Annotated in this window: 19 protein-coding genes; 7 read left to right on the top strand and 12 right to left on the bottom strand. The window is 55.0% G+C overall.

What is annotated here, in order from left to right; genetic code table 11:
- Positions 1–35: 35 nt before the first annotated feature.
- The 4 genes from EDF78_RS09245 to dinG form a co-directional block, all read right to left on the bottom strand.
- Entirely contained in the window at positions 36–1,898 is a 1,863-nt protein-coding gene (locus EDF78_RS09245; RefSeq protein ID WP_133822961.1) for a M3 family metallopeptidase, read from the bottom strand.
- A 112-nt stretch (positions 1,899–2,010) separates the two neighbouring features.
- Complete coding sequence (locus EDF78_RS09240; protein WP_095922766.1) at positions 2,011–2,352, bottom strand: zinc ribbon domain-containing protein YjdM; 342 nt, start codon at positions 2,350–2,352, stop codon at positions 2,011–2,013.
- Between the two features lie 312 nt (positions 2,353–2,664).
- A complete protein-coding gene (gene ybiB, locus EDF78_RS09235) occupies positions 2,665–3,627 on the bottom strand; it encodes a DNA-binding protein YbiB (protein WP_133822960.1) in 963 nt (320 codons plus the stop codon).
- Positions 3,628–3,657: 30 nt separating this feature from the next.
- A complete protein-coding gene (gene dinG, locus EDF78_RS09230; protein WP_133822959.1) occupies positions 3,658–5,832 on the bottom strand; it encodes an ATP-dependent DNA helicase DinG in 2,175 nt (724 codons plus the stop codon).
- A gap of 325 nt (positions 5,833–6,157) precedes the next feature.
- Between dinG and ompC the strand changes: the two genes are divergently transcribed.
- Both ompC and EDF78_RS09220 read left to right on the top strand, forming a co-directional pair.
- Positions 6,158–7,267, top strand: a complete 1,110-nt coding sequence (ompC, locus tag EDF78_RS09225) for a porin OmpC (protein WP_133822958.1) — start codon at positions 6,158–6,160, stop codon at positions 7,265–7,267.
- Between the two features lie 215 nt (positions 7,268–7,482).
- Positions 7,483–8,289 carry a 5'-nucleotidase, lipoprotein e(P4) family gene (locus EDF78_RS09220; RefSeq protein ID WP_119822537.1) on the top strand — a complete coding sequence of 269 codons (807 nt, stop codon included), beginning with the start codon at positions 7,483–7,485 and terminating at the stop codon, positions 8,287–8,289.
- A gap of 193 nt (positions 8,290–8,482) precedes the next feature.
- On the opposite strand, the gene EDF78_RS09215 is transcribed toward EDF78_RS09220, so the two are convergent.
- The 4 genes from EDF78_RS09215 to yieE form a co-directional block, all read right to left on the bottom strand.
- On the bottom strand, positions 8,483–9,319 hold the full coding sequence (locus EDF78_RS09215) for an ABC transporter ATP-binding protein (protein WP_133822957.1): 837 nt from the start codon (positions 9,317–9,319) through the stop codon (positions 8,483–8,485).
- Positions 9,319–10,401 carry an iron ABC transporter permease gene (locus EDF78_RS09210; RefSeq protein WP_095922772.1) on the bottom strand — a complete coding sequence of 361 codons (1,083 nt, stop codon included), beginning with the start codon at positions 10,399–10,401 and terminating at the stop codon, positions 9,319–9,321. The genes EDF78_RS09215 and EDF78_RS09210 overlap by 1 nt, the downstream gene beginning before the upstream one ends.
- 232 nt (positions 10,402–10,633) lie before the next feature.
- Complete coding sequence (locus EDF78_RS09205) at positions 10,634–12,109, bottom strand: amino acid permease (RefSeq protein WP_133822956.1); 1,476 nt, start codon at positions 12,107–12,109, stop codon at positions 10,634–10,636.
- A gap of 131 nt (positions 12,110–12,240) precedes the next feature.
- On the bottom strand, positions 12,241–13,113 hold the full coding sequence (yieE, locus tag EDF78_RS09200; RefSeq protein WP_095922774.1) for a DNA-binding transcriptional regulator YeiE: 873 nt from the start codon (positions 13,111–13,113) through the stop codon (positions 12,241–12,243).
- Positions 13,114–13,303: 190 nt separating this feature from the next.
- On the opposite strand from yieE, the gene EDF78_RS09195 reads away from it, so the two are divergent.
- Together EDF78_RS09195 and nfo are read left to right on the top strand one after the other, a co-directional pair.
- Positions 13,304–14,410 carry a YeiH family protein gene (locus EDF78_RS09195; RefSeq protein WP_133822955.1) on the top strand — a complete coding sequence of 369 codons (1,107 nt, stop codon included), beginning with the start codon at positions 13,304–13,306 and terminating at the stop codon, positions 14,408–14,410.
- Between the two features lie 90 nt (positions 14,411–14,500).
- Positions 14,501–15,367: a deoxyribonuclease IV gene (nfo, locus tag EDF78_RS09190; protein ID WP_095922776.1), complete on the top strand. Its 867-nt coding sequence runs from the start codon at positions 14,501–14,503 to the stop codon at positions 15,365–15,367.
- Between the two features lie 262 nt (positions 15,368–15,629).
- On the opposite strand, the gene fruA is transcribed toward nfo, so the two are convergent.
- The 3 genes from fruA to fruB are packed head-to-tail and all read right to left on the bottom strand — an operon-like array spanning position 15,630 to position 19,408.
- On the bottom strand, positions 15,630–17,330 hold the full coding sequence (gene fruA / locus EDF78_RS09185; RefSeq protein ID WP_119822542.1) for a PTS fructose transporter subunit IIBC: 1,701 nt from the start codon (positions 17,328–17,330) through the stop codon (positions 15,630–15,632).
- Positions 17,331–17,345: 15 nt separating this feature from the next.
- Positions 17,346–18,281 carry a 1-phosphofructokinase gene (gene fruK / locus EDF78_RS09180; RefSeq protein ID WP_056778537.1) on the bottom strand — a complete coding sequence of 312 codons (936 nt, stop codon included), beginning with the start codon at positions 18,279–18,281 and terminating at the stop codon, positions 17,346–17,348.
- A complete protein-coding gene (gene fruB / locus EDF78_RS09175) occupies positions 18,278–19,408 on the bottom strand; it encodes a fused PTS fructose transporter subunit IIA/HPr protein (protein ID WP_133822954.1) in 1,131 nt (376 codons plus the stop codon). The genes fruK and fruB overlap by 4 nt, the downstream gene beginning before the upstream one ends.
- A gap of 463 nt (positions 19,409–19,871) precedes the next feature.
- Between fruB and EDF78_RS09170 the strand changes: the two genes are divergently transcribed.
- Complete coding sequence (locus EDF78_RS09170; protein ID WP_095922779.1) at positions 19,872–21,086, top strand: sugar efflux transporter; 1,215 nt, start codon at positions 19,872–19,874, stop codon at positions 21,084–21,086.
- On the opposite strand, the gene EDF78_RS09165 is transcribed toward EDF78_RS09170, so the two are convergent.
- Positions 21,083–21,337: a YkgJ family cysteine cluster protein gene (locus EDF78_RS09165; protein WP_095922780.1), complete on the bottom strand. Its 255-nt coding sequence runs from the start codon at positions 21,335–21,337 to the stop codon at positions 21,083–21,085. The two genes, EDF78_RS09170 and EDF78_RS09165, sit on opposite strands and share 4 nt — an antisense overlap.
- A 244-nt stretch (positions 21,338–21,581) precedes the next feature.
- Between EDF78_RS09165 and yeiP the strand changes: the two genes are divergently transcribed.
- Positions 21,582–22,154 carry an elongation factor P-like protein YeiP gene (gene yeiP / locus EDF78_RS09160; RefSeq protein WP_095922781.1) on the top strand — a complete coding sequence of 191 codons (573 nt, stop codon included), beginning with the start codon at positions 21,582–21,584 and terminating at the stop codon, positions 22,152–22,154.
- Between the two features lie 270 nt (positions 22,155–22,424).
- A complete protein-coding gene (locus tag EDF78_RS09155; protein WP_133822953.1) occupies positions 22,425–23,894 on the top strand; it encodes a fructuronate reductase in 1,470 nt (489 codons plus the stop codon).
- Positions 23,895–23,945 lie beyond the last annotated feature (51 nt).

The raw sequence follows: 23,945 nt of genomic DNA, 5'->3' as shown, positions 1-23,945 counted from the left end.
GCTTTTTCATCAATGACGGTTATTCGCTGCCGTCGCTATTTACTTCCGTAGTTCTGCTCAACGAAATCCGCAAAATCCTGACACATGGCATCATCACCGTCGGCGCTGTCCGCGAGGATCAGACTGCCGTCCACCACCCGGATATGCACATTCAGGTCGAAATCGGCTGCCGGCTGCTCACGTGCGGAGGCCTTTTCAATCGTCTGCTTTGCATCCTGCCACGCGGCTTCAATCGTCTGGTTGCAGGCCTGCGCCAGATAATCCGGATTGAAGCCTTCACAGGTCAGGCTGCGCAACGTATCGTCATGACTGACGCTGTTGCCCGGCGTCCAGTAATGTTTCGCCAGATCCGGGCCGATGGCCGGGTTATCGGTCAGGTAGCCATCGCGTTTCAGGAAGAATGCGCGGGTCTGTTCTACGGCCATCATCGCCAGCAGATAGCCCTGATAGGAACAGGCGGATTCCATGGAAAGCAGATGCGGAATAGCCAGCGTCGGGCGCGGGCTGCCGGTCACGCCTAAAATGTGGGTTTCGACATCACGCGCCAGCGCGATCATGGCTTCCGGCGTGCGTTTCTCATCCGGCCACTGATAAAGCTGCCATTCAAAATACGGCACCAGCAGAATGTGACGCTCGTTGAAAGAGCGCATCGGCTGACGGGCTTCGATGCTGGCGTGGATCAGTTCATCCGGCACCGGCTCTCCGGCGGTATTTTTCGCATAACGCTTCAGCCAGTCGGCATCGTCGAGCAAACTGTCGCAGAACATCGACTGGGTTTCGGCGTAAGCCATCGAGGTCGGCGGGAATTCCTGCGAGAAGCAAGGCGCGTTCTGACGGATATTGGCGAAATGCGCCGCGTGACCGCCTTCGTGGAACAGCGTATTCAGGCCGCTCGCACCGCTGCCAATCTGATCCGGTTTCGCCAGGCTGGTGAAGTTAATCACCGCGGGCACCCATTTGCCGTTGTCATAAAACGGCGGCACCGGCCCGTGCATAAAGCCATTCTCATATTTGCCTTCGCGTACCAGTAAATCCAGCTGCATTTCTGCGCCGTTAAAGCCGATATTCAGGCGCTTAAAGCTGTCGATCCAGCGACGCAGGGAATCGGCAAACGGGAAATACGGATCAAGCTGACGGGTCACGTCACCGGCGCTGGCAAAGCGGATATTCCACGGCAACAGCGCGGCATCGCCTTCCCGCGCCACCAGTTCATTGAGGCTGCGCGTGTTGCTTTCCCGCGTTTGCTCTTCAAACCGGTCGAGGATGGCGAACAGTTGTTCCGGCGTCATGCGCTCGGTTTTATTCACTTTATAATCGAAATAGTTACGGTAACCGAGCTGGCGCGCAAAACGGTTACGCAGGCCGATCAGTTGCGGCAAACCGTTATGCAGCAGCCACTCTTCCAGTTCACGCAACGCATTTTGCGAACTGCGGCGGTAAGCTTCATTTTCGTTATTGGCCTGATTGGTCAGCAGCTCGCCGAGGGAGGCATTAACGCGCTCGCCTTTGCTGTTGATGTGGGTCATCCGGTACTGTTTGCGTTTACCAAACAGCACGGATTCGGCCTGAATGATTTCATCCATCAGCGCCTGCGCTTTTGGATCTTCAATCACGTTGCAGTCGAAGAAACTCAGCCAGCCGCGCAGGCCATGCAGCAACGCATCACGCGCTTCACCGGCAGGTTCTTTCTCTGCGGCGGCAATGGCATCACGGATTTCTTTCGGACGGGAGGGTTCGGCGATAAAGCGTTTGTAGGCGGTTTCGGCAGCGGAGAATGCGTCGGAGACGTTTTCATCACCCGTGCCCATATAGTGTTGCCAGAACAAATTCTCTTTGTCCTGATGCACGTTGAGGTAGTCGCGATTGAGCGCGTTAAAATAGTCCTGAGCCTGTTTCATGCATTCTTCTCTGCTGAAAGTTAACGAGATTATGCATTGAGTGTATGTTCGCAAAGCGGTTATGTCGATATGGCAGAACCGCTTTTGAACGTCAGGCAGGATCGTGCGGAGATCAGTTTTTCTTAACGAACTCGGATTTGAGTTTCATCTGGCCGAAACCGTCAATTTTGCAGTCAATATTGTGATCGCCTTCGACTAAACGAATGCCTTTCACTTTGGTGCCGATTTTCAGCATCGAAGAACTGCCTTTGACTTTCAGGTCCTTGATCACCGTGACAGAATCGCCATCCGCCAGCAGATTGCCATTGGCATCCACCACTTTCAGCGTGTCATCTTCACCCGCTGCATCGCTGTTCATCGACCAGACATGTCCACATTCAGGGCAGTTAAGCATTTCGCCGTCCTGCCAGGTGAATTCAGATTGACATGCCGGGCAAGCTGGTAACGTTTCCATATTTTAATCTCCATAAAACTTTATAAAAAAAACGAATGAAATCAGTCAATAGATTTCGTAGTTCCTTTATTTTAGCCTTTAACCACACTTTTGAACAGGGTAACGGAGATTTTGGGGAGCTGAGACAAACCTAAACGCAGGATTTATAGAGTAATAAGGGCTGTTTTTTAACTCCTCCCCCTGCGAAGGGGGAGGCCGGGAGGGGGTATTAAAGGCGAAACCCATGCTTAAGCACACTTAAACGCCTGATTTTGACCTTAATACCCGACCCCCTTCACAGGGGGAGGAGCTAACTTAGCTCATTCCCGGCTTTTAAAATATCTGATCCACAATCATTCTGGCCTCAACCATATCGGCACAAACCTCTGCGGCCACCAGACAACACGCCAGTTGCGTGATGATCGCCTGCGGGATCGCGCGCCCGCCATTCAGACACTGATTGATGTATTCGACGGTGGTCGCCACGTCTTTCGAGGCAGGCACGTCCGCGGCGAAAATCTCTTCTTTTTCTGCCAGCACCTGCTGAACTCCGGCGGCGATCAGGTGCGTCTGCGGGAAGCGTGACGGGTTAGCATACACTTCGCCCTCGGTGCCCTGCGTCAGTAAGGCGCGGCCATCGATCTGGCGGAAGAACGAGGAAACGCGCTGCACATATTCCGGGTGCGAAACGCTCGATAAGCGCAGGCAATCCTGACCGGTAAACGGTGTGATCAGTTTCGCCAGCGTATGGCTGCTGTTGCGAACCCCCATCTGCCAGCGCAGGGCGAGCTGCTTCTCAATGGGCGCACACAGCACGGAGATCGGCACAAAGACCGGTCCGCTGGCGGCATCCAGCTGCTGCTGCGCTTCCTGCTGGTTTTGTGCGGCGGGGATACCCAGCGCGCGGAAAATCTCGGCACTGGTGATCCGGGTCGGATCTTCATCCACGCCATGCACCAGCACCGGCAGCCCCAGACGGCTGAGCAAGATGGCCAGCAGCGGCGTCAGGTTCGCCTGTTTACGCGCGCCGTTATAGGTGGGGATCACCACCGGCAGCGGACGGTCTGCCGGGGCCTGCAGGCGCATAACGCTTTCTGCCATCGCCTGATAAAAACCCAGCATTTCTTCTTCCGCTTCGCCTTTAATACGAAACGCAATCAGCAGCGCCCCCAGCTGTAAATCCGGCACTTCACCTGCCAGCATCTCGCGATACAGCGCGTGCGATTGTTCCCGATCCAGATCCCGGGCGTGATTTTTTCCGCGCCCCACTTCTTTGATAAGTTTGGTGTAATCCATCGTAGCCTTACCTTGTCTGTCCGAAAAAAGTCATCGTCTGCGTGCACGGCGACGAACCGGATCTTTCTTCGCGGTTTTAAGAATATCGGGGCGTTTCACCGAACCGGGCGCGGGCATTTCACGCTGCTCAATCGGGAACACCGGCAATGCCGCCAGCAGGCGTGCGCCATAGTTTTTTGTCAGCAGACGTTTATCGTAAATGACGATTTCGCCGGTGCATTCATGGCTGCGGATCAGCCGCCCGACCTGCTGGATCAGATTGAATGACGCACTCGGCAAACTCTGCACTTCAAACGGATAACGTTTCAGTGTTTTCAGCCATTCGCCTTCCGTCAGAATAACCGGACTGTCGATAGGGGGGAACGCGATCTTATGAATATGCACCTGCGTCAGCAGTTCGCCTTTCAGATCTAACCCCTCGGCGAACGATTGCAGCCCCACCAGCACGCTGGTCGTGCCCGCCGCCACCCGCTTGCGGTGCTCTTCTACCAGCCGGTAGCGCGGCTGATCGCCCTGCACCAGCAGCATCAGCCGCAGGTCCGGCAGCAGGGACACAAACTGCTGTAGCGCGCGGTTGCTGGCAAACAGCACCAGTTGCCCGGTGTGTCCGCCTTTCGCCAGTTCGGTGCGGAAAAAATCCGCCATTTCCTGAATATGTGCCGCTTCGTTAGCCATCAGCGGTTCGTGGATCATTTGCGGAATGACCAGCTTGCCCTGTTCGACGTGATTAAACGGCGAATCCAGACTGACGAAACGGTCACCGGCTTTTTCCGTCAGCCCGCTCATTTCCTGCAACCGCGAGAAACTGTTCAGCGACCGCAGCGTGGCGGAAGTGATCACCACATGCGGCACTTTACGCCAGAGCATTTTTTCCAGCTGCTCACTGACGCGGATCCCGGCGCAGTGAAACACCAGATGCGTCTGGTTATCGAAATAGGAACGCGTCACCCATTTACCGATCGGCGCGTTCGAGGCTTTATCCAGCGCCGCCAGCCGCCACAGTTTGCTCATGGTTTCGAGATAACCCTGCATCCGGCTCATGTGCAAAATGGCGCGGTGCAGCCGCATAATGTCGTGTTTGCCGGTCTTTTCGCTGAGATCATTCACCATATATTCCGCCAGACTGCGCAGGCCGTCAGTCAGCTTGAACAGGCGGCTGCACTGTTCAGTCAGTTCCGGCGGCAAGGCGCCCAGTTCGAAACGGTATTCGGCTTCCGGTTCCGCAGGCGGCAGATACTGGCTGACGGATTGCTCGACCAGCAGCAGCAATTCGCGCATTTCAGCGCAATGATTGTGCAGACGTTCAGCATTGGTCAGCGGCGGCGGATTTTTCGGGGTAAACAACGCCAGACATTGCTCAATCTGACGCACAAAATTGTCGAGTTGCAGGTGATTCCACACGGCGGTAATTTCCGCATCGACTTCCAGCGCATCGCGCGCCACTTCCGGCAGATGGTGGCCTTCGTCGAGCACCAGCAGCAAGTCTTTCGCGGGCGGAAGTACCGATTCGGATTCCAGCGCGGCCATCACCAGCGCGTGGTTGGTCACCACCACGTCAGCGCTTTCAATCTCTTTGCGCGCCACGAAATACGGGCATTCGCGGAAATAGTGACAGTTGCGGCTGAGGCAGTTGGCTTTGTCAGTGCTGATTTTAATCCACAGCGGATCGTCGATCGTTTTCTGATAGTGATCGCGCAGTCCGTCCCATTCGTAACGGGAAAGCGCGGTTTCCAGCGTTTTACAGAACTTTTGTTCTTCGCCGCTCGAGGGTGCCAGTTCATCGCCGAGAAATAACCCGAGATCGCCCTGCGCATTTTCATTACTCATCGCCGCCAGATTACGCGGGCAGACATAACGGCCGCGCCCGAACGCGCCGGTGAATTTCAGATCGGGAATAATTTTTTTCAGCAGCGGTAAATCTTTGCTGTAAATCTGATCCTGCAACGCCACGTTGGCGGTGCTTACGATCAGCGGCTTTTCTTCTTCGCGACTGACGGCAATGCCGGGAATGAGATAAGACAGCGTTTTCCCGACGCCGGTGGGCGCCTCGATGGCCAGATGCCGTGCGGAATCCCCCGAGAACGCTTTCGCCACCTCGGCAATCATCTGACGTTGCGGAGCGCGGGAAATGAAGTCCGGGATTTGCTGTTGCAGGGCTTTGTACCACTGGCTTATCTGATTTTTAACTGAGGGGGAAAGCGCCATGCATCTCTTTTTGGTTGAAGGTCGTGACCGGAATGTGGCCGCTATTGTCACACAGACCGGCATCGGGCGCAGCCCGAAATCTTAATTCCGGGCTTTTTGCCTGAATAAAAATTGTGCAGAAAAAACGGAGGACGTGTAAAAAAAGAAAAAGTTCATTTCTGCCTGTCATAAATTGATCACAAATATACGGTAAAAAACTCTCGCTGAGAAAAATCCGAGTCCATACGGAATGCACAGCAAACAATGATGAACAGCGTCTTTTCACAAGACTTCATATAAAGCTTTTATGAAAAGCTTTTAATAAAAGAATGCAGGGTAAAAATTGATGAAACGTAACATTCTGGCACTTTTAATTCCTGGTTTATTGATGGCATCAGGCGCACACGCAGCGGAAATTTATAATAAAGACGGCAATAAACTTGACCTGTACGGTAAAGTAAAAGGTCTGCATTATTTCTCTGATTCTGACAGCAACGACGGCGACCAGAGTTATGTGCGTTTCGGTTTTAAAGGTCAGACGCAAATTAACGACCTGATCACCGGTTACGGCCAGTGGGAATACAACATCATGGCTAACCATGCTGAATCCGACAGCAAGACAGCCAGCACCACCGGCACCAAAACCCGTCTGGGCTTTGCCGGTCTGAAATTCGGTCAGTACGGCTCTTTCGACTACGGTCGTAACTACGGCGCACTGTATGACGTCGAAGCCTGGACCGATATGTTCCCTGAGTTCGGCGGCGACGGCTACACCAAGGCAGACCGCTTCATGACGGGCCGTACCAACGGCGTGGCCACCTACCGTAACCGTGGCTTCTTCGGTCTGGTTGATGGCCTGAATGTGGCCGTTCAGTATCAGGGTAAAAACGAAAATGACGGTCGCGGCAACAGCACCGCGAACGGCGACGGTTACGCCCTTTCCACCACTTACGCACTCGGTGATACCGGCGTGAGCATCGGTGGCGCCTACGCGTCCTCTGACCGCACTATCGGCCAGAGCACCTCCGCGTACGGCAAAGGCGATAAAGCAGACGCCTGGACCGGCGGCCTGAAATATGATGACAACGGGGTATATTTAGCCGCGATGTATGCGGAAACCCGTAATATGATCGCCATTACTGTGCCGGCAGGTATTGCCAGCGCGCCAGCAGGCAGCGGTTTTGCAAATAAAACACAGACCGTGGAAGCGGTCGCACAATATCAATTTGACTTTGGTCTTCGTCCTTCTCTGGGTTATGTGCAGACCAAAGGCAAAGATATTGAAGGCATCGGTGATGTTGACCTGGTTAAATATATCGACGTCGGCGCGACCTATTATTTCAACAAAAATATGTCTGCCTATGTTGATTATAAAATCAACGAGCTGGACGACGACAACAAACTCGGTCTGAATAACGACGACGTGACGGCTGTCGGCCTGGTTTATCAGTTCTGACAATCCGTTATTAAAACAGGCGCTTTACCACCTCATTATTATTCTCTGTCTTGATTTTCTTCGGCCGGACTCACCCTCCGGCCTTTTTTATTTTTATGATTTTCCGCGACATCTCGCGTAACCCGTCATTTCTTGTTTCACATCCCGCTGAATCTGCTACAGTTTTAACGATTTTCATAAATGCGAATCTTTCTTAACAAGCATAGGGATGACCAATGAATAAAATGACACTTTGCACCACCAGTGCCTTAATCATGCTGGCCCTCAGCGGCTGTGCGCAGCAAAAACCTGATGCCCAGCAGAAACTCAATGATCAGTCGGTGATGGCGCTGAACTGGTTCCAGCAATCCGGTGAATATCAGGCGCTGGCGTATCAGGCGTTTAATACAGCGAAGATGGCTTACGATCAGGCGCAGCCGCTGGCAGGTCAGAAGAAAGCGGTGGTGGTGGATCTGGATGAAACCATGCTGGATAACAGTGCCTACAGCGCCTGGCAGGTCAAAGCCAATCAGCCGTTTGACAGCAAAACCTGGTCGCAATGGACTGCTGCCCGTCAGGCCACGGCCATTCCCGGCGCTGTTGAGTTCGCTAACTATGTCAATTCCCACGGCGGCACCATGTTCTACGTGTCAAACCGTAAAACCAGTGAATACGCCGCTACCCTCGACAACATGAACCGTCTGGGCTTCACCGGTGCCAATGAAAAAACCATGCTGCTGAGTTCAGACACCTCGAATAAACAGGCGCGTTTTGATTCCATTAAAGCCGCCGGTTATCACGTGGTGATTTACATCGGTGACAACCTGAATGACTTTGGTGCCGCGACCTATCATCAGGGCAACGAGCAGCGCCGTGCGTTTGTGAACCAGAATCATCAGCACTTTGGCACCCAATATATCGTGCTGCCGAACCCGTTATACGGCGACTGGGAGAGCGGTCTGGCGAAGGATTACAACAAGCTGACGCCTGAGCAGAAATTGTCTGCGCGGGATCAGAATCTGAAGGCGTGGAACGGGAAGTAAGCCCGTTGCGGTTTGCTCCTCCCCCTGCGAAGGGGGAGGTTGGGAGGGGGTTTTAGACTGTAGATCAATGGCCTGAGCGGAAACGTCACCCAATGTGTTTGCGTTAATACCCCACCCCGGCCCTCCCCTTCGCAGGGGAGGGAGCGGATCGGTGAACGCCTGAGTAATGTCTGCCTTTTGTCAGGACATAACGTTAAATCTCGGGATCCCCCACTAGCCCGTCAATCAATATCTGCGGTGTCCCCTGCGAGCAACGCTCAATCCTTCCGCGTACGCCGTAAACCCGCGCCAGACTGTCGGGAGTTATCACGTCTTCCGGCGCGCCATCGGCGATCAGATTACCGTCCTTGAGCATCAGCACCCGATCGCCATGACGCAGGGCGATGTTGATGTCATGCACAACAACCACGGTCACGATATGGCGTTTCTGCGTTTCCTTGCGCACCAGATCCATGACATGGAACTGATAGTTGAGATCCAGCGCACTGAGCGGTTCGTCGAGCAGTAACAGCGAAGGCTGGCGGATCAGCGATTGCGCCAGACCCACCAGCTGTTTCTGCCCGCCGGAAAGCTGATCGAGATAACTCAGCGCCAGATGTTCGATTCCCAGCTGACGCAGCAGCGCCATCACTTTATCAGTGCCCTCCGCCTGTTTACCTTTCCCACCGGACGCGCGCTGCGCCACGATAATGGATTCCAGCACATGCAGATGGACGCCCGCTGGCAGGGTTTGCGGCAGGTAAACGACCTGCTCCGCACGGCGGGCAAACGGCATCGGCATTAAGTCGTGGCCGTCGAGCAGCAACTGCCCTTCCGCACGATTAAGACCGGCAAGCGAACGCAGTAACGTCGATTTCCCGCTGCCGTTTGGCCCGAGCAGAACGGTAATTTTACCGCGCGGCAGCATCGGCACATTGAGATGGCGGATCACATGACGCTTCGGGTAACCGGCATTGAAATCACGAATTTGCAGCCCCTGGGTGGCGGCGTTCAGCAGATCCTCAGGCTGTATTTCCGGCATGGCTGACATCAGACGTTCCCCCGGTGACGAAGAATAATGCTCAGGAAGAACGGTACGCCGACCAGCGAGGTCACGATACCGACAGGAATAATGACGCCCGGCACCAGATTTTTCGACGCCACCGACGCCATGGATAACACCAGCGCGCCAATCAGCGCACTGGCAGGCAGATAGAAACGGTGATCCTCACCAAACATCAGGCGGGCGATGTGCGGCGCGACCAGACCGATAAAGCCAATCGGCCCGACAAACGCCACCGCCAGCGCGGAAAGAATACTGATACGCAGTAAGGTGCCGAGGCGCAGACGACGGACATCAATACCAAAGCTGACGGCGCGATCTTCACCCAGACGCAGCGCGGTGAGTTTCCACGCGCTCATCATCGACCACGGCAGCAAAATCAGGAAGGCCAGCACCATCACGCCGAGTTTTACCCACGACGCCCGCGCCAGACTGCCCATCGTCCAGAAGACCAGCCCCTGTAAGGTGTCTTCGGTGGCGATGAATTGCATCAGCGAAACCAGTGCGTTGAACGTAAAGACCAGCGCGATACCAAACAGCACCACGCCGGAACTGGCGACGCGCGTCCAGCGGGTAATGCCGTCGAGCATCAGTGCCGCTAACAGCGCAAAAATAAAGGCGTTGGCGGAGATAAACCACTGGTCGGGAATGCCCGGAATACCGATACCGAGCACGATCGCCAGCGCGGCACCAAACGCCGCCGCCGAGGAGACGCCGAGAGTAAACGGGCTGGCCAGCGGGTTGTTCAGGATGGTTTGCATTTCAGCGCCCGCCAGACCCAGCGACATCCCGACCGCCACCGCCATCAGCGCGTACGGCAGGCGGATATCCCAGACAATGACCCGCGTACCCGGATCTGCCGACGCGGCGTCAAACAGCGTTTTCCACAGCGTGCCCAGTGACAACCCCGAAGGCCCCATCACAAAATCAATCACCAGTGAGACGACAATCGCCAGAACCAGTACCAGCATGATCAACAGACGGCGGCGCACAATATTCTGATATCGCCCCATCACGCTGTGTTCGGCATTGCCTTTCACCGCCAGAGCGGGTTCGGTAGTTGCACTCATTTTCGCTTCAATCTCATTAAGTTAAGAACTTACGGCGGGAGACGTGCTCTGCGGTTCCCGTAGGAAGGAAAGAAATGATAATAATTATCAATGTGTTTTGCAAAACCTATCAGGCGTTCAGATTAAACGGCGGGGTAACAAAACATGACGTGGTGTCTCCCCGCCGTGGATCCCGGACATAAAAAAAGCGGAGCCGTGGCTCCGCTTCTCAGCAGCAAGAACGTTCCGTCACTTATTTATCAACGTGTTCCGGGAATTCCATTTCTCTGTATTTCACCACTTTGGTGCCTTTGCTCAGCTTGTAGCCGAACCAGATGATCAGGAACAGAGGCAGGCCGATGTAAGTCGCTGCCACGCCGCCCCAGTCAATGGTGTCTTTCAGGAAGGCCTGATAGTTCTGACCCAGCGTGATGATCAGACACAGCACAAAGGCAAAGACCGGACCGAACGGGAAGAAGCCGGACAGATAAGGCAGTTTCTTCAGATCACGTCCCTGAGAGACGTAACCGCGACGGAAGCGGTAATGACTGACGGCAATGCCCAGCCAGGCGATAAAACCGGTCATCCCTGAGGTGTTCAGCAGCCACAGGTACACGGTCTGATTACCAAACATTGAACTCAGGAAGCACAGCGCAGCCACGATAGTGGTGGCGTACAGTGCGTTACGCGGCACACCGCCTTTCGACAGTTTAGCGAACATGCGCGGCGCTTTGCCTTCGCTTGCCAGCGTAAACAGCATACGGGTTGAGGCGTACATCCCGGAGTTACCGGCAGACAATACCGCCGTCAGGATCACCGCATTCATTACCGCCGCAGCCGACAGCAGACCGGCATTGCGGAACACCAGCGTGAACGGGCTGACGGAGATATCGCCCACTTCATTACGCAACAGGCTTGGATCGGTATAAGGGATGATCAGGCTGATCACCAGAATCGCCAGAATATAGAACAGCAGGATACGCCAGAAAACCTGACGCACGGCGCGCGGAATATTTTTACCCGGATTTTCCGATTCGCCCGCCGCGACACCGATCAGTTCAGTGCCCTGGAAGGAGAAGCCGACAATCATCGCCACCCCAATCATCGAGGCAAAACCACCCGCAAACGGCGCATCACCGAGGGTCCAGTTGTGCCAGCCCGCTGTTTCCGCACCGCGCATAATGCCGGTGATCATCAGGACGCCGACGGCGATAAAGATGATGACCGTCACGACTTTGATCAGTGAGAACCAGTATTCCGCTTCGCCAAAACCGCGCACGGAAATGTAGTTGAGCAGGAAGATCAGACCGAGGAACAAGGCGCTCCAGATCCAGCCCGGCGTGTCCGGGAACCAGTAGTTCATCACCAGCTGCGAGGCCACCAGGTCAACCGCGATGGTGACGGCCCAGTTGTACCAGTAGTTCCAGCCCAGTGCGAAACCGAAGCCTTCTTCAACATAGCGTGAGCCGTAGGTAGAGAATGAACCGGAGACCGGCATGAACGCCGCCAGCTCACCGAGACTGGTCATCAGGAAGTACACCATGATGCCGATTAATGCGTAGGAGAGCAGCGCCCCACCCGGCCCTGCCTGAGAAACCGTCGCGCCGGAGGCGACAAATAAACCCGTACCAATTGAACCGCCGATGGCGATCATCGTTAAGTGACGTGCCTTCAGCTCGCGACGCAGTGTGGGAGCCACCTGCGTATTTTTTGTAGGTTGTTGAGCCATTTTTACCCTATATCCGCTCGTCATGTGGAAATTTAAGCGCGGATTGTAGCAAAACCTGCCGCTCTGAATAGCAGGAACGACCTGTTATAAGACACCTTCATAACAGGCCGCCGATCATTAGTGAAAGACCATTATCGGGTTTCACGGCAATACGTAAGAAACCGTGATAATGCACCGGAGATATGTTTCTGGCGGTGATGGATCAGATAAAGTTTGCGCACCAGCGGGGCCACCGGCAACGGAATTTCCACCAGTGAACCGCTGCTCAGTTGTTCGGCAATGACCCGACGCGACAGACAGCTGATGCCGATGCCATGACGTACCGCGTGCTTGATCGCTTCGGAATTCCCCAGTTCCATGACCAGATTAAAATCCGGCAACTGCGGCAACAGCAGATGATCCAACACCTCGCGTGTACCGGAGCCGCGCTCACGCAGGATCCAGGGTTCCCGCGCCAGCGATTCGAGCGATGCCACTTTGCCCGCCAGCGGATTTTCCGGCGCGACAAACACCACCAGTTCGTCATCCAGCCAGGGCTGGGTGATCAGTTCCGGTACCTGACAGGGGCCTTCGATCAAACCGAGGTCAACACGAAAATCCGCCACCGCGTTAATGACGTCATTGGTGTTACCGACGTTCAGCTCCAGCGGTGTCGCCGGATAATCCAGCCGGTAATCGGCGATCATCGCCGGTAACATATAGTTGCCGATCGTGCTGCTGGCACCGATGCGCAGCGAACCGTTATCGTGATTGAACAGACGCTCGATTTCACCGGCCTGTTCAAGCAAGGCCAGCGCCTTCGGATACAACAAACGCCCGTGTTCATTAATGACCAGCCGCTTACCGACACGGTCAAATAACTGCACGCCCAGTTGACCTTCGATATCGGCCAGCGCCGCACTGACTGCCGATTGTGATAAGGAGAGCACAACCGATGCCTGCGTGGTCGAACCGCTTTTCAGCACTTCGGCGAAAACTTCAAGTTGTCGCAATGTTATGTGCATAAATGTCCCGCTATTCTCCTGCGCCTGACTGCACGCCCGTTCTTTTTAGTATAGACCCTCGCCTTGCAGGCCTCTTTTGAATGGCTGTTTTATACCAGTTTTATCGATAGGTTATAAAGTAATAATCAATTTCATTTTTATATAAGCGCGGCGTAGCCTTATGTCATCACTCCTGAACGAGGAACGGACGATGAATACATTTGCGCTTAAACGCGAAGAGAGAAAGACGACGGATAAACACGACGTTTCGCTTCTGTCAGCTTTGCGCCGCGTGTTACCCGGCCTGGCACTGACCGGCGTGATCACCGCGCTGGCGGTCTGGCTGAGCGATATTCCGGCGCTGAACCACCTGGGTCTCAGCGCGCTGACGATGGCGATTGTCATCGGTATGGTGATCGGCAACACCCTGTATCCGGCGGCAAAACCCTGGTGTGAGGAAGGCGTAACGCTGGCGAAACAGCGGCTGCTGCGTCTGGGGATTATTCTTTACGGCTTGCGGCTGACGTTCGCGCAAATCGCCGATGTCGGTGCCACCGGTATTCTGATCGACGCCCTGATGCTGTGTTCCACCTTCACCCTCGCCTGCTGGCTCGGTCAGCGGGTGTTTAAGCTCGACCGCGACACGTCCATGCTGATCGGCGCGGGCAGCAGCATTTGCGGCGCGGCGGCGGTCATGGCGACAGAACCCGTGCTGGAAGCTAAAGCAGAGAAGGTCACTGTCGCGGTGGCGACCGTGGTTATCTTCGGTACGGCGGCTATCTTCCTGTATCCGTGGCTGTGGCATCTGAATGCGCAGTACCACTGGCTGAGCGTAACCGCTGCCCAGTTCGGCATCTATACCGGTTCAACGGTGCATGAAGTGGCGCAAGTCGTCGCAGCGGGTCAGGGTGTCAGCCCGGATGCAGAAAATGCAGCAGTGATCGCCAAAATGATCCGCGTGATGATGCTGGCACCGTTCCTGCTGCTGCTCTCTGGCTGGAAATCTCGCAAAGCGGTGCAGCAAGGTGGTCAGAATGCAGGCATGCGCAACATCACCATTCCTTGGTTTGCCCTGCTGTTCATTCTGGTGGCGGCATTTAACTCACTGGATATTCTGCCGCACAGCTGGATCCCGGCGCTGATCACGCTCGATACCGTGTTGCTGGCGATGGCGATGGCGGCTCTCGGCCTGACCACTCACATGAGCGCATTGCGTCAGGCGGGTCTGAAACCCATGCTGCTGGCGGCTGTGCTGTTCATCTGGCTGATTGTTGGCGGTGCCGGTATCAACCAGCTGGTTCAGCATCTTTTTGGCTGATGTTGCGACTTTTAACACTTCGGTGCTGCGCCTCCTGCCCGGAGGCGCTATCATTCGTCCATAAACGCGATGAATAACTGAGGAGCAAAAATGAAGTTTGTGGGAGCACACGTGAGTGCAGCCGGGGGTGTCGATCAGGCGGTTCTGAGGGCACACGAACTGGAAGCCACGGCTTTTGCGCTTTTCACCAAGAATCAGCGGCAGTGGAAAGCGGCAGCCTTGCCGGAAGATGTCATCGAAAAATTCAAAGCGGCCTGTGAAAAATACGGTTACAAGAGCAACCAGATTTTGCCGCATGACAGCTATCTGATTAACCTCGGGCACCCGGTGACTGAGGCGCTGGAGAAATCCCGCGAGGCGTTTCTCGATGAGCTGCAACGTTGTGAACAGCTTGGCCTGTCGCTGCTGAATTTCCATCCGGGCAGCCACCTGATGCAAATCGAAGAAGATAAATGCCTTGAGCGGATTTCTGAATCCCTGAACATCGCGCTGGATAAAACCCAAGGCGTGACCGCTGTGATCGAAAACACCGCCGGTCAGGGCAGCAATCTGGGCTTTCGTTTCGAGCATCTGGCGAAAATCATCGACGGCGTGGAAGACAAAAGCCGTGTCGGCGTCTGCATTGATACCTGCCACGCTTTTGCCGCGGGCTACGATCTGCGCACGGTAGAAGAATGCGAGAAAACCTTTCAACACTTTGAAGATGTCGTGGGCTTTAAATACCTGCGCGGTATGCACCTCAACGACGCGAAAAGCGAGTTCAACAGCCGCGTCGACCGCCACCACAGCCTCGGCGAAGGGAATATCGGCAACACGGTATTTAGCTGGATGATGAAAGATGCCCGTTTCGACGGCATCCCGATGATCCTCGAAACGGTGGATCCGGATATCTGGAAAGATGAAATCGCCTGGCTGAAAGCGCAGCAGAAGTCGGAGAATGACGAAGCCGCCGCGTAGTTTGTACCGTAAATTCCGGTCGGCTCCCTCCCCTGCGAAGGGGAGGGTTGGGGTGGGGTATTAAGGTCAAAAACGAAAGCTGAAGTGTGCATGGGCAAGGATGTGAGTCCTTAAAACCCCCTCCCCGCCTCCCCCTTCGCAGGGGGAGGCGTAAAAAAACAGAAAGATTCAGCTCCATACTCTCTTTTCTTTCGCAGAGAAGGCGCAATAAAAAAGGCGCGACATTCACATGTCGCGCCTTTTGGCTTTTAACGATTTACCGTTATGCCGCCGCTTTTGCCGCGACCGCTGCATCTGAACGTTTCAGAATCGCGTATGCACCACCCGCCAGCACGGTACCGGCGATAATCGCCACCAGATAACCGAGGATTGGGGTAATTGCACCCGGGATCAGCAGCACGAACAGACCACCATGCGGTGCCATCAGTTGCGCATGGAACGCCATAGACAGAGCACCTGTCAGCGCGCCACCGGCGATACAGCAAGGCAGAACACGCATCGGGTCACGGGCCGCGAACGGGATCGCCCCTTCAGAGATAAAGCACAGACCCAGAACCAGCGCCGCTTTACCGCCTTCGCGTTCACCCTGCTCGAACTTCTTGCTCGCCAGAATCGTTGCCAGACCCATGGCCAGCGGTGGCACCATACCGGCTGCCATGATGGCGGCCATCGGACCATAGACGGAAGAACTCAGCAGGGCGACACCAAAGGCGTAAGACGCTTTGTTCACCGGGCCGCCCATGTCGGTACACATCATCGCACCGAGGATAGCACCCAGCAGTACCGCATTCGCAGTGCCCAGAGATTGCAGCCATGCGGTCAGACCTGCCATGATTTTCGCCACCGGCGTACCGACAACATAAATCATCACCAGACCGGTAATCAGACTCGCCACCAGCGGAATGATCAGGATAGGTTTCAGCGCTTCCATACTTTGCGGTAACTTCAGCTTGCCGCTGATGGCTTTCGCCACGTAACCCGCCAGGAAACCGGCAATGATACCGCCGAGGAAACCTGCGCCCGTGCTCACCGCCAGCATGCCGCCGATAAGACCCGGGGTCAGACCCGGACGGTCAGCGATGGAGAAGGCAATAAAGCCTGCCAGCACAGGAACCATCAGGGCAAAGGCGGATGCGCCACCGATTTGCATCAGTGCCGCCGCCAGTGTGCCTTTGACTTCAAACGCTTTGATACCGAAGACAAACGACAGCGCGATACACAGACCGCCCGCCACCACCATCGGCAGCATGTAAGACACGCCGGTCAGCAGGTGACGGTAAGGACCCGTACCGCCTGCTTCTTTTTTCTTCGCGCCTGTCGCTGCACCCTGAGAGGCCGGCGAAAACACTTCTGCTTCGACCAGGGCTTTATCCAGTTCCTGTTTGGTCTTTTTCAGTGCCAGACCGGTAGAAGTGCGGTACATCGGCTTACCGGCAAATTTCGCCAGATCCACTTCGATGTCTGCCGCGACGATCACCAGATCGGCCGCTGCGACTTCTTCCGGCGTGATGGCATTGCCTGCGCCCACAGAACCGCGGGTTTCAACTTTGACCCACCAGCCACGTTTTTTCGCTTCAGTTTCAATCGCTTCCGCAGCCATAAAGGTGTGAGCCACACCGGTCGGGCAAGCGGTGATTGCGACGATACGTTTCGGACCGCTGGCAGCCGGAGCAGCAACGGCAGTCGCAACCGGTGCAACATAAGGTTTGGCTTCGGCCAGTGCGCGTTGCAGGAAAGCTTCCGGCTCACGAACTGCCTCAGCCACATCGCCGGTATACATGTTTTTGCCGGTCAGTGCCGCGTCATCTGGCACGGTTTCACCGGCAACGATCACCACATCAGCCTCAGCGATCTGTTCGGTCAGCTGGTGTCCGGCTTTCGCCGCAGCAGCAGCGAGTAATTTTTTCGCCAGTTGGCTGCGAGCTTGTCCCAGCGAACTGTCTGTCATCAGCAGCGTTTTCATTCTGCCTCCTGCGGATTAAAAGGGTTTCAGATCAACACGGGCCATCATCGCCGCGAGCTGCGGACGATCGGTGACGCCGACATTACTCTGGCTGACAGCCAGGGCGGCAACGGCAGTGGCCAGTCGCAGCGTATGTTCACTGGATTCGCGCATCAGCAAACCGTAAATCAGACCACCGACCATGGAATCACCGGCACCCACGGTGCTGACGACTTCACAGGCTGGAGGTTTGGCGATCCACGCACCGGATGCGTTAACCCACAAGGCACCTTCAGCGCCCAGAGAAATCACCACGTGGGCGATACCCTGATCACGCAAGGCGTGCGCGGCTTCAACCACGTCACTCAGTTCCGGCAATTTACGGCCAGCCCAGATTTCCAGCTCACGGCGGTTTGGTTTCACCAGCCACGGCGCGGCTTTCAGACCGGCAACCAGTGCTTCACGGCTGCTGTCGAAGATGATGCACGGGCATTGCGCACGCAGACGTTTCATCCAGTCGGTGAATGCGTCAGGATCAACGCCAGCAGGCAGACTGCCGCTGACGGCAACCATGTCAAACTGACCCAGCCATGACAGAGAATCCGTCACGAAACGCTCCCAGTCGGCAGGGGTGACGTTGAAACCGGAGAAGTTAAAGTCGCTGACTTCGCCGTCTTTTTCGGTCAGTTTGACGTTGATACGGGTACGGCCATTGACCACCTGGAAGCGGTTAGCAATGCCCAGATCGCTGAATAACAGCTGGAAGCCGTCCTGATTTTCTTTCCCGAGGAAACCGCCCACGGTGACGTCGATGCCGAGATCTTTCAGCACTTTCGCCACGTTGATGCCTTTACCTGCGGCGTGCAGACCGGTGGTTTGCACCAGATTGACTTCACCGCGTTCGATTTCAGGCACATAGCCGACTAAATCGTACGCCGGGTTTAACGTAATAGTGGCAACTCTGCGGCTCATGCGCCCTCCCCAAGACCTTCAGAAATGGCTTCACCGATGGTTTTTAATGCCAGTTCGGCATCTTCACCGCTGGCAGTAAAGCGCAGGTGATGACCTTTTTTGACGCCCAGCGCCACGACTTTCATCAGGCTGCGGCCGTTAGCCGGTTTACCGCTGCCATCCAGATTGGTGACCGTAATTTCGCTGCTGAACTGTTTGATCACGTTCACCAGCGCAGTACCCGGACGCGCGTGCAGACCGTGTTCGTTACGGATAACGTATTCCGCAGTCAGCACGTTGGCTTGTTCTTCCACTTCACGGGTCAGCAATGCCAGCACACCGACGGAATCTGCCGTCAGCAAGCGTTCAGCTTTGTTGGCAATCAGTAAATCACTGAGGTAATTCAGCACATCGAGCGGCTGGTCATCTGCGACGGAAATCGTCAGCAGCATGGAAACTTTTTCGCCATTCAGATCAAAGGTCTGCTTCGCACGGCTGACCGTGGCGGCACTTTTCAGGTTGCCTTCGGTGCTGTCGCTGAGCCAGATGCCCTGCCCCAGATTCAGCGGCTGACGGCTGATGACGTCGCTGACAAACGCCGTGTCGACCGCGCCAATTTCTTTCAGGCGACCGGCGTTCAGCGCCTGTAACGTGATCAGGCTTTCAGCCGCCACGTCAACCGCGATCAGCTGGGTATCAAACAGGAATTCAGCGGCATTCTTTTCGCCCATCAGCAGGCTGCGTAATTCTTCAGCTGAATCTGTTTTTGCCAGTCGATCGGCCACGCTGTCGTCACTCAGTACGTGCGTCAGCTGACGCAGCAAACCAAGGTGTTCGTCAGAGCGGGCGGCAATGCCGATAACGACATACGCCGTCTGGCCTTCGCCCCAGGTAATACCCTGCGGGAACTGGAAAACCTGTACACCGGTGTCGAGCACCAAATCACGGGTATCGGTGGTGCCGTGCGGGATGGCGATGCCGTTGCCAAGGTACGTAGAGGTTTGCAGCTCACGCGCCAGCATACCGTCTACATAGCCTTCGCTGACGCGACCGGCCTGAGTCAGTGCTGCTGCAACCTGACGAATAGCGTCCTGCTTATCGCTGGCAGCCGCACCGAGATGAATATCTTGCTGTGACAGTTGGAACATAATTCTCCTCTCCTGCTGAAATTGAATCGTTTCAGCTTTACTGAGAAAAAAGGAGCGCCGTCAGATTTCAGGAGAAAAGCTGACAACGCTGAAACGTTTCAGGGAGTCTCAATCCGGCCTGTTTTTAAAGCAAGCTTTCCCTGATTTTGCGTAACAATTTTTTGATGCTACGCACAGTTTCCTTTCTAAGCGCTTTCTGAAACGAATAACTTAACGCAAATGCTGAAGTCAGGCTGACGGAAAATGCTGACGCAAGCTGACCGTCAGCGTCGTGGTTTTTACGGCGTGAATGAGCGACCCTCCGTTGGGTTGTTTTTGGCACAACGTGCGGTTTTATTATTCAGTATGGCAAATTCACTCGGGTTTACATTTTTGATGATCAAAACCTGTTTTTGTTTTTTTTAAACTGACGTAACATTCGCGCAAATTTCGTCCCCTTCCTTTTCTCTGGTTCACTTAGCTAATGCGAATTTCTACAACGTCAGCCCGCCGTTTACCCGACATGACATCAACGGCTTTTCTGATCATCGCCTTTCTTACCGGTATTGCAGGCGCCTTACAGACCCCGACGCTCAGCCTGTTTCTGACATCGCAGGTCCATGTCAGCCCGTTCATGGTCGGCATTTTCTTTACCGGCAGCGCCGTGATTGGCATTTTCGTCAGTCAGTTGCTGGCGACATGGTCAGATAAACGCGGCGATCGCAAAACGCTGATCCTGTATTGCTGCATTCTCGGCGCGCTGGCGTGCGTGCTTTTCGCCTTCAACCGCAACTACTTTATTCTGCTGTTCATCGGCGTGTTGCTGTCGAGTTTTGGCTCCACGGCGAACCCGCAGATGTTCGCGCTGGCACGGGAGCATTCCGAAAAAACCGGCCGTGAAGCCGTGATGTTCAGCTCTATTTTGCGTGCGCAGGTGTCACTCGCCTGGGTGGTGGGTCCGCCGCTGGCTTTCGCCCTTTCTATGGGCTTTGGCTTTACCTTTATGTATTGCGCCGCCACGCTGGCCTTCCTGCTGTGCGGGGTGATGGTGTGGATGTTCCTGCCTTCAATGCCTAAAGCGCACATCAAGACCACCGCCACGCTGGAAGCCCCCCGCCGTAACCGCCGCGATACGCTGATGCTGTTTATCGCGTGTTCCCTGATGTGGGCGGCGAACAGTATTTATCTGATCAATATGCCGTTGTATGTGGTGCGTGAGTTGGGCTTGCCGGAGAAACTGGCGGGCGTGCTGATGGGCAGTGCGGCTTGTCTGGAAATCCCCACCATGCTGATTGCCGGGTATCTGGCGAAGCAGTTGGGGAAACGCTTCCTGATGCGGTTTGCGGTAGTCGCAGGGGTGATTTTCTACGGTTGTATTCTGTTTACCACCGGCGCGGCCATGCTGATTGCTTTACAGCTGCTGAACGCGATTTTCATCGGCATTCTGGCCGGGATCGGCATGTTGTATTTTCAGGATCTGATGCCGGGTCAGGCCGGTGCGGCCACCACGCTGTTTACCAATTCAACGCGTGCGGGCTGGATCCTTGCCGGTTCGCTGGCGGGTGTGATTGCGCAGTTCTGGACTTATCATGCTGTGTTTTATGCCGCGCTGGCGATGGTGGTCGGTTCCGTGCTGTGTATCTGGAATGTGAAAAACGTCGATAAACCGGCGGAAGAAATTCCGGCTGCGGTGGTTTAAGGCGCGGTATCCGCTTCCAGCTTAATCAGGTACGTCAGGGCCTGGTCGCGATGGGTGAAACACATCTCGCGGCTGGCCTGCAGGCTGGCGCACACTTTCGGGCGCAGCGGTGAGGTGAAAATCTTACACAGGAAATTATCCGCCAGCTGAACACAGCGGGTATTCGCCGGTTTGCCGTCTGGCATCCCCGGGATCGGGCTGGAAATTGAAGGCGCGATGCAACAGGCTCCGCAATCGGTACGACAGTCCATCAACAGCCTCCTCAGGCCTCATTTTGAGGCGCGACAATAGCAGGCGGCGTTATGCGCCACCAGCGAAATATTTACTATCCTTTAACAGGCTATACCGAACATTTTTCACGCGGACAGAACAGGCGCAAAAAATGGGTCATAAAGCGGGTTTTCGCGACTCTTTTTACGCTATCCGCTTGCCTGAATTCAGCGGCGCGGGTAACGTGTCGCAAATTATTTATCTCTCTGCTGACAGGTTATTTATATGGCACGTGCTAACGAAATTAAACGCGGCTTCGTCGTGAACTACGACGGCAAATTGCTGCTGGTAAAAGACATCGATGTTCAAAGCCCAAGCGCCCGTGGTGCCAGCACCCTGTACAAAATGCGTTTCGCTGACGTACGCACTGGCGGCAAAGTGGAAGAACGCTTCAAAGGCGACGATATTCTCGATACCGTCAGCCTGACCCGTCGTAAAGTGAACTTCTCTTACGTCGATGGCGATGAGTACATCTTTATGGATGATGAGGACTTCACGCCGTACACCTTTAATAAGGCGCAGATCGAAGACGAACTGTTGTTCATCCCTGAGGAAGGTTTGCAGGGTATGCAGGTGCTGACACTGGACAGCCAGTTACTGGCGCTGGAAATGCCACAGACGGTGGATCTGGAAATCGTGGAAACGGCACCGGGCATCAAAGGCGCTTCCGCCAGCTCCCGAACCAAACCTGCGGTCATGGCTACCGGCCTGAGCATCCAGGTGCCTGAATACCTCAGCTCTGGCGATAAAATCCGCATTCATATCGCGGAACGTCGTTATATGGGCCGTGCGGATTAATCAGACCGCCCTGCTCTGCGAAAAGGAACGCTCCGGCGTTCCTTTTTTATTGTCTGCTTTTTGCCATTAATTCCACAGACTGTGGATCTGCATCACAAAATGAGTGGCTGTCTGGACTTACCAATTCCCCTTTCTATCATATGACTTTACACTCTAAGCCCTGATTTCGGCTTAAATCGTCGCTTTATCCAGCATAAAATTCAACTGACGGGTAAACAGCCCCAATTTGGCCTGACCAATTACTAATTTCTGACTTGCCTGGAGTATTGCATGAAAACTATTGCCACAGCGTCCCTGCCTGCAGAAGTGTCATTGCCTGCTTATGATCGCGATGCACTGAAAAGCCGTATTGTTCACCTGGGATTCGGCGCTTTCCACCGCGCCCATCAGGCGTTGCTGACCAACCGCGTATTGAATCAGCAGGGCGGCGACTGGGGTATCTGCGAAATCAGCCTGTTTGGCAATGAAGCGTTGATCAAACAATTGCGCGAGCAAAACCATCTGTTCACCGTGCTGGAAAAAGGCGCAGACGGCAATCAGGCCATTATTATCGGTTCGGCGCACGAATCCGTGCACGGCGGCATTGACGGTCTGGATGCCGTGCTTGAAAAACTCACCGAACCGCAGGTGGCGATTGTCTCGCTGACCATTACCGAAAAAGGCTACTGCATTGAACCGGGCACTGGCGAACTGGATCTGCAGAACCCCAAAATTCAGCAGGATCTGGCGGGCGGACAAGCACCTTGTACCGCGCCGGGCGTGTTAGTGGAAGCACTGCGTTTGCGCCATGAGCGCGGTCTGCCGGGCTTTACTGTTTTATGCTGCGATAACATTCCGGAAAATGGTCTGGTGGTAAAAAATGCCGTGCTGGGCATGGCGAAAGCCCGTTCCGCCGAACTGACGGAATGGATCATTGGCAATGTCTCTTTCCCAAGCACCATGGTTGACCGCATTGTGCCTGCCGCGACGGAAAATACGCTGGAAGAAATCACCGAGGCGCTGGGTGGCGTGACAGATCCGTGCGGTATTGCCTGCGAACCCTTCATCCAGTGGGTGGTGGAAGATCATTTTGTTGCCGGTCGTCCTGACTGGGAAAAAGCCGGTGCGCAGATGGTGTCTGACGTTCTGCCTTTCGAGCAGATGAAACTGCGCATGCTGAACGGCAGCCACTCTTTCCTGGCTTACCTCGGCTATCTTGCGGGTTATCAGCACATTAACGACTGCATGGAAGATGCCAACTATAAAGCCGCGGCTCACCAGCTGATGCTGCATGAACAGGCACCGACGCTGAGCGTTGAAGGTGTCGATCTCAGCGCCTACGCCGACAGTCTGATTGCGCGTTACAGCAATCCGGCACTGAAACACCGCACCTGGCAAATCGCCATGGACGGTACGCAGAAACTTCCGCAACGTATGCTCGACTCCATCCGCTGGCACGTAAAAAATGGCGGTTCGTATGAACTGCTGGCGCTGGGCGTGGCTGGCTGGATGCGCTATGTCGGCGGCACCGACGATGCCGGTCAGGCTATCGAGATTAAAGACCCGATGGCAGACACGGTGGCGCAAATTGTGGCGTCAACCGAAGATGGCGAACCGCGCGTGAAAGCCCTGCTGGCGCTGAATGGCGTATTTGGCGAGCAGTTGCCGCAGGAAGAAAAAGTCGTGCAGGCGATCCTCAATGCTTATGCGGACCTGCAAAGGATCGGCGCGAAGAAAACCGTCGCGAAATATGTCGGTTAATTAAGCCCGGCAGGTTATACGTAAAATAGAAAGCGGCTGCTCACAGGCAGC

Origin of the sequence: Rahnella sp. BIGb0236, assembly GCF_004364755.1 — a bacterium.
In the GTDB taxonomy this organism is placed as follows: domain Bacteria; phylum Pseudomonadota; class Gammaproteobacteria; order Enterobacterales; family Enterobacteriaceae; genus Rahnella; species Rahnella victoriana.
Note: the sequence above shows the minus strand (reverse complement) of the source record. Positions and strands in the feature narration are given on the sequence as shown.

What these genes read in the sequence shown, in the direction of transcription:
- ybiB (WP_133822960.1), bottom strand. Translation starts at nt 3,627, where the DNA reads ATGGATTACACCAAACTTATCAAAGAAGTGGGGCGCGGAAAAAATCAC.
- yeiP (WP_095922781.1), top strand. Translation starts at nt 21,582, where the DNA reads ATGGCACGTGCTAACGAAATTAAACGCGGCTTCGTCGTGAACTACGAC.
- EDF78_RS09240 (WP_095922766.1), bottom strand. Translation starts at nt 2,352, where the DNA reads ATGGAAACGTTACCAGCTTGCCCGGCATGTCAATCTGAATTCACCTGG.
- EDF78_RS09245 (WP_133822961.1), bottom strand. Translation starts at nt 1,898, where the DNA reads ATGAAACAGGCTCAGGACTATTTTAACGCGCTCAATCGCGACTACCTC.
- dinG (WP_133822959.1), bottom strand. Translation starts at nt 5,832, where the DNA reads ATGGCGCTTTCCCCCTCAGTTAAAAATCAGATAAGCCAGTGGTACAAA.
- yieE (WP_095922774.1), bottom strand. Translation starts at nt 13,113, where the DNA reads ATGCACATAACATTGCGACAACTTGAAGTTTTCGCCGAAGTGCTGAAA.
- ompC (WP_133822958.1), top strand. Translation starts at nt 6,158, where the DNA reads ATGAAACGTAACATTCTGGCACTTTTAATTCCTGGTTTATTGATGGCA.
- EDF78_RS09170 (WP_095922779.1), top strand. Translation starts at nt 19,872, where the DNA reads ATGCGAATTTCTACAACGTCAGCCCGCCGTTTACCCGACATGACATCA.
- EDF78_RS09195 (WP_133822955.1), top strand. Translation starts at nt 13,304, where the DNA reads ATGAATACATTTGCGCTTAAACGCGAAGAGAGAAAGACGACGGATAAA.
- fruK (WP_056778537.1), bottom strand. Translation starts at nt 18,281, where the DNA reads ATGAGCCGCAGAGTTGCCACTATTACGTTAAACCCGGCGTACGATTTA.
- EDF78_RS09165 (WP_095922780.1), bottom strand. Translation starts at nt 21,337, where the DNA reads ATGGACTGTCGTACCGATTGCGGAGCCTGTTGCATCGCGCCTTCAATT.
- fruA (WP_119822542.1), bottom strand. Translation starts at nt 17,330, where the DNA reads ATGAAAACGCTGCTGATGACAGACAGTTCGCTGGGACAAGCTCGCAGC.
- fruB (WP_133822954.1), bottom strand. Translation starts at nt 19,408, where the DNA reads ATGTTCCAACTGTCACAGCAAGATATTCATCTCGGTGCGGCTGCCAGC.
- EDF78_RS09210 (WP_095922772.1), bottom strand. Translation starts at nt 10,401, where the DNA reads ATGAGTGCAACTACCGAACCCGCTCTGGCGGTGAAAGGCAATGCCGAA.
- EDF78_RS09155 (WP_133822953.1), top strand. Translation starts at nt 22,425, where the DNA reads ATGAAAACTATTGCCACAGCGTCCCTGCCTGCAGAAGTGTCATTGCCT.
- nfo (WP_095922776.1), top strand. Translation starts at nt 14,501, where the DNA reads ATGAAGTTTGTGGGAGCACACGTGAGTGCAGCCGGGGGTGTCGATCAG.
- EDF78_RS09215 (WP_133822957.1), bottom strand. Translation starts at nt 9,319, where the DNA reads ATGTCAGCCATGCCGGAAATACAGCCTGAGGATCTGCTGAACGCCGCC.
- EDF78_RS09205 (WP_133822956.1), bottom strand. Translation starts at nt 12,109, where the DNA reads ATGGCTCAACAACCTACAAAAAATACGCAGGTGGCTCCCACACTGCGT.
- EDF78_RS09220 (WP_119822537.1), top strand. Translation starts at nt 7,483, where the DNA reads ATGAATAAAATGACACTTTGCACCACCAGTGCCTTAATCATGCTGGCC.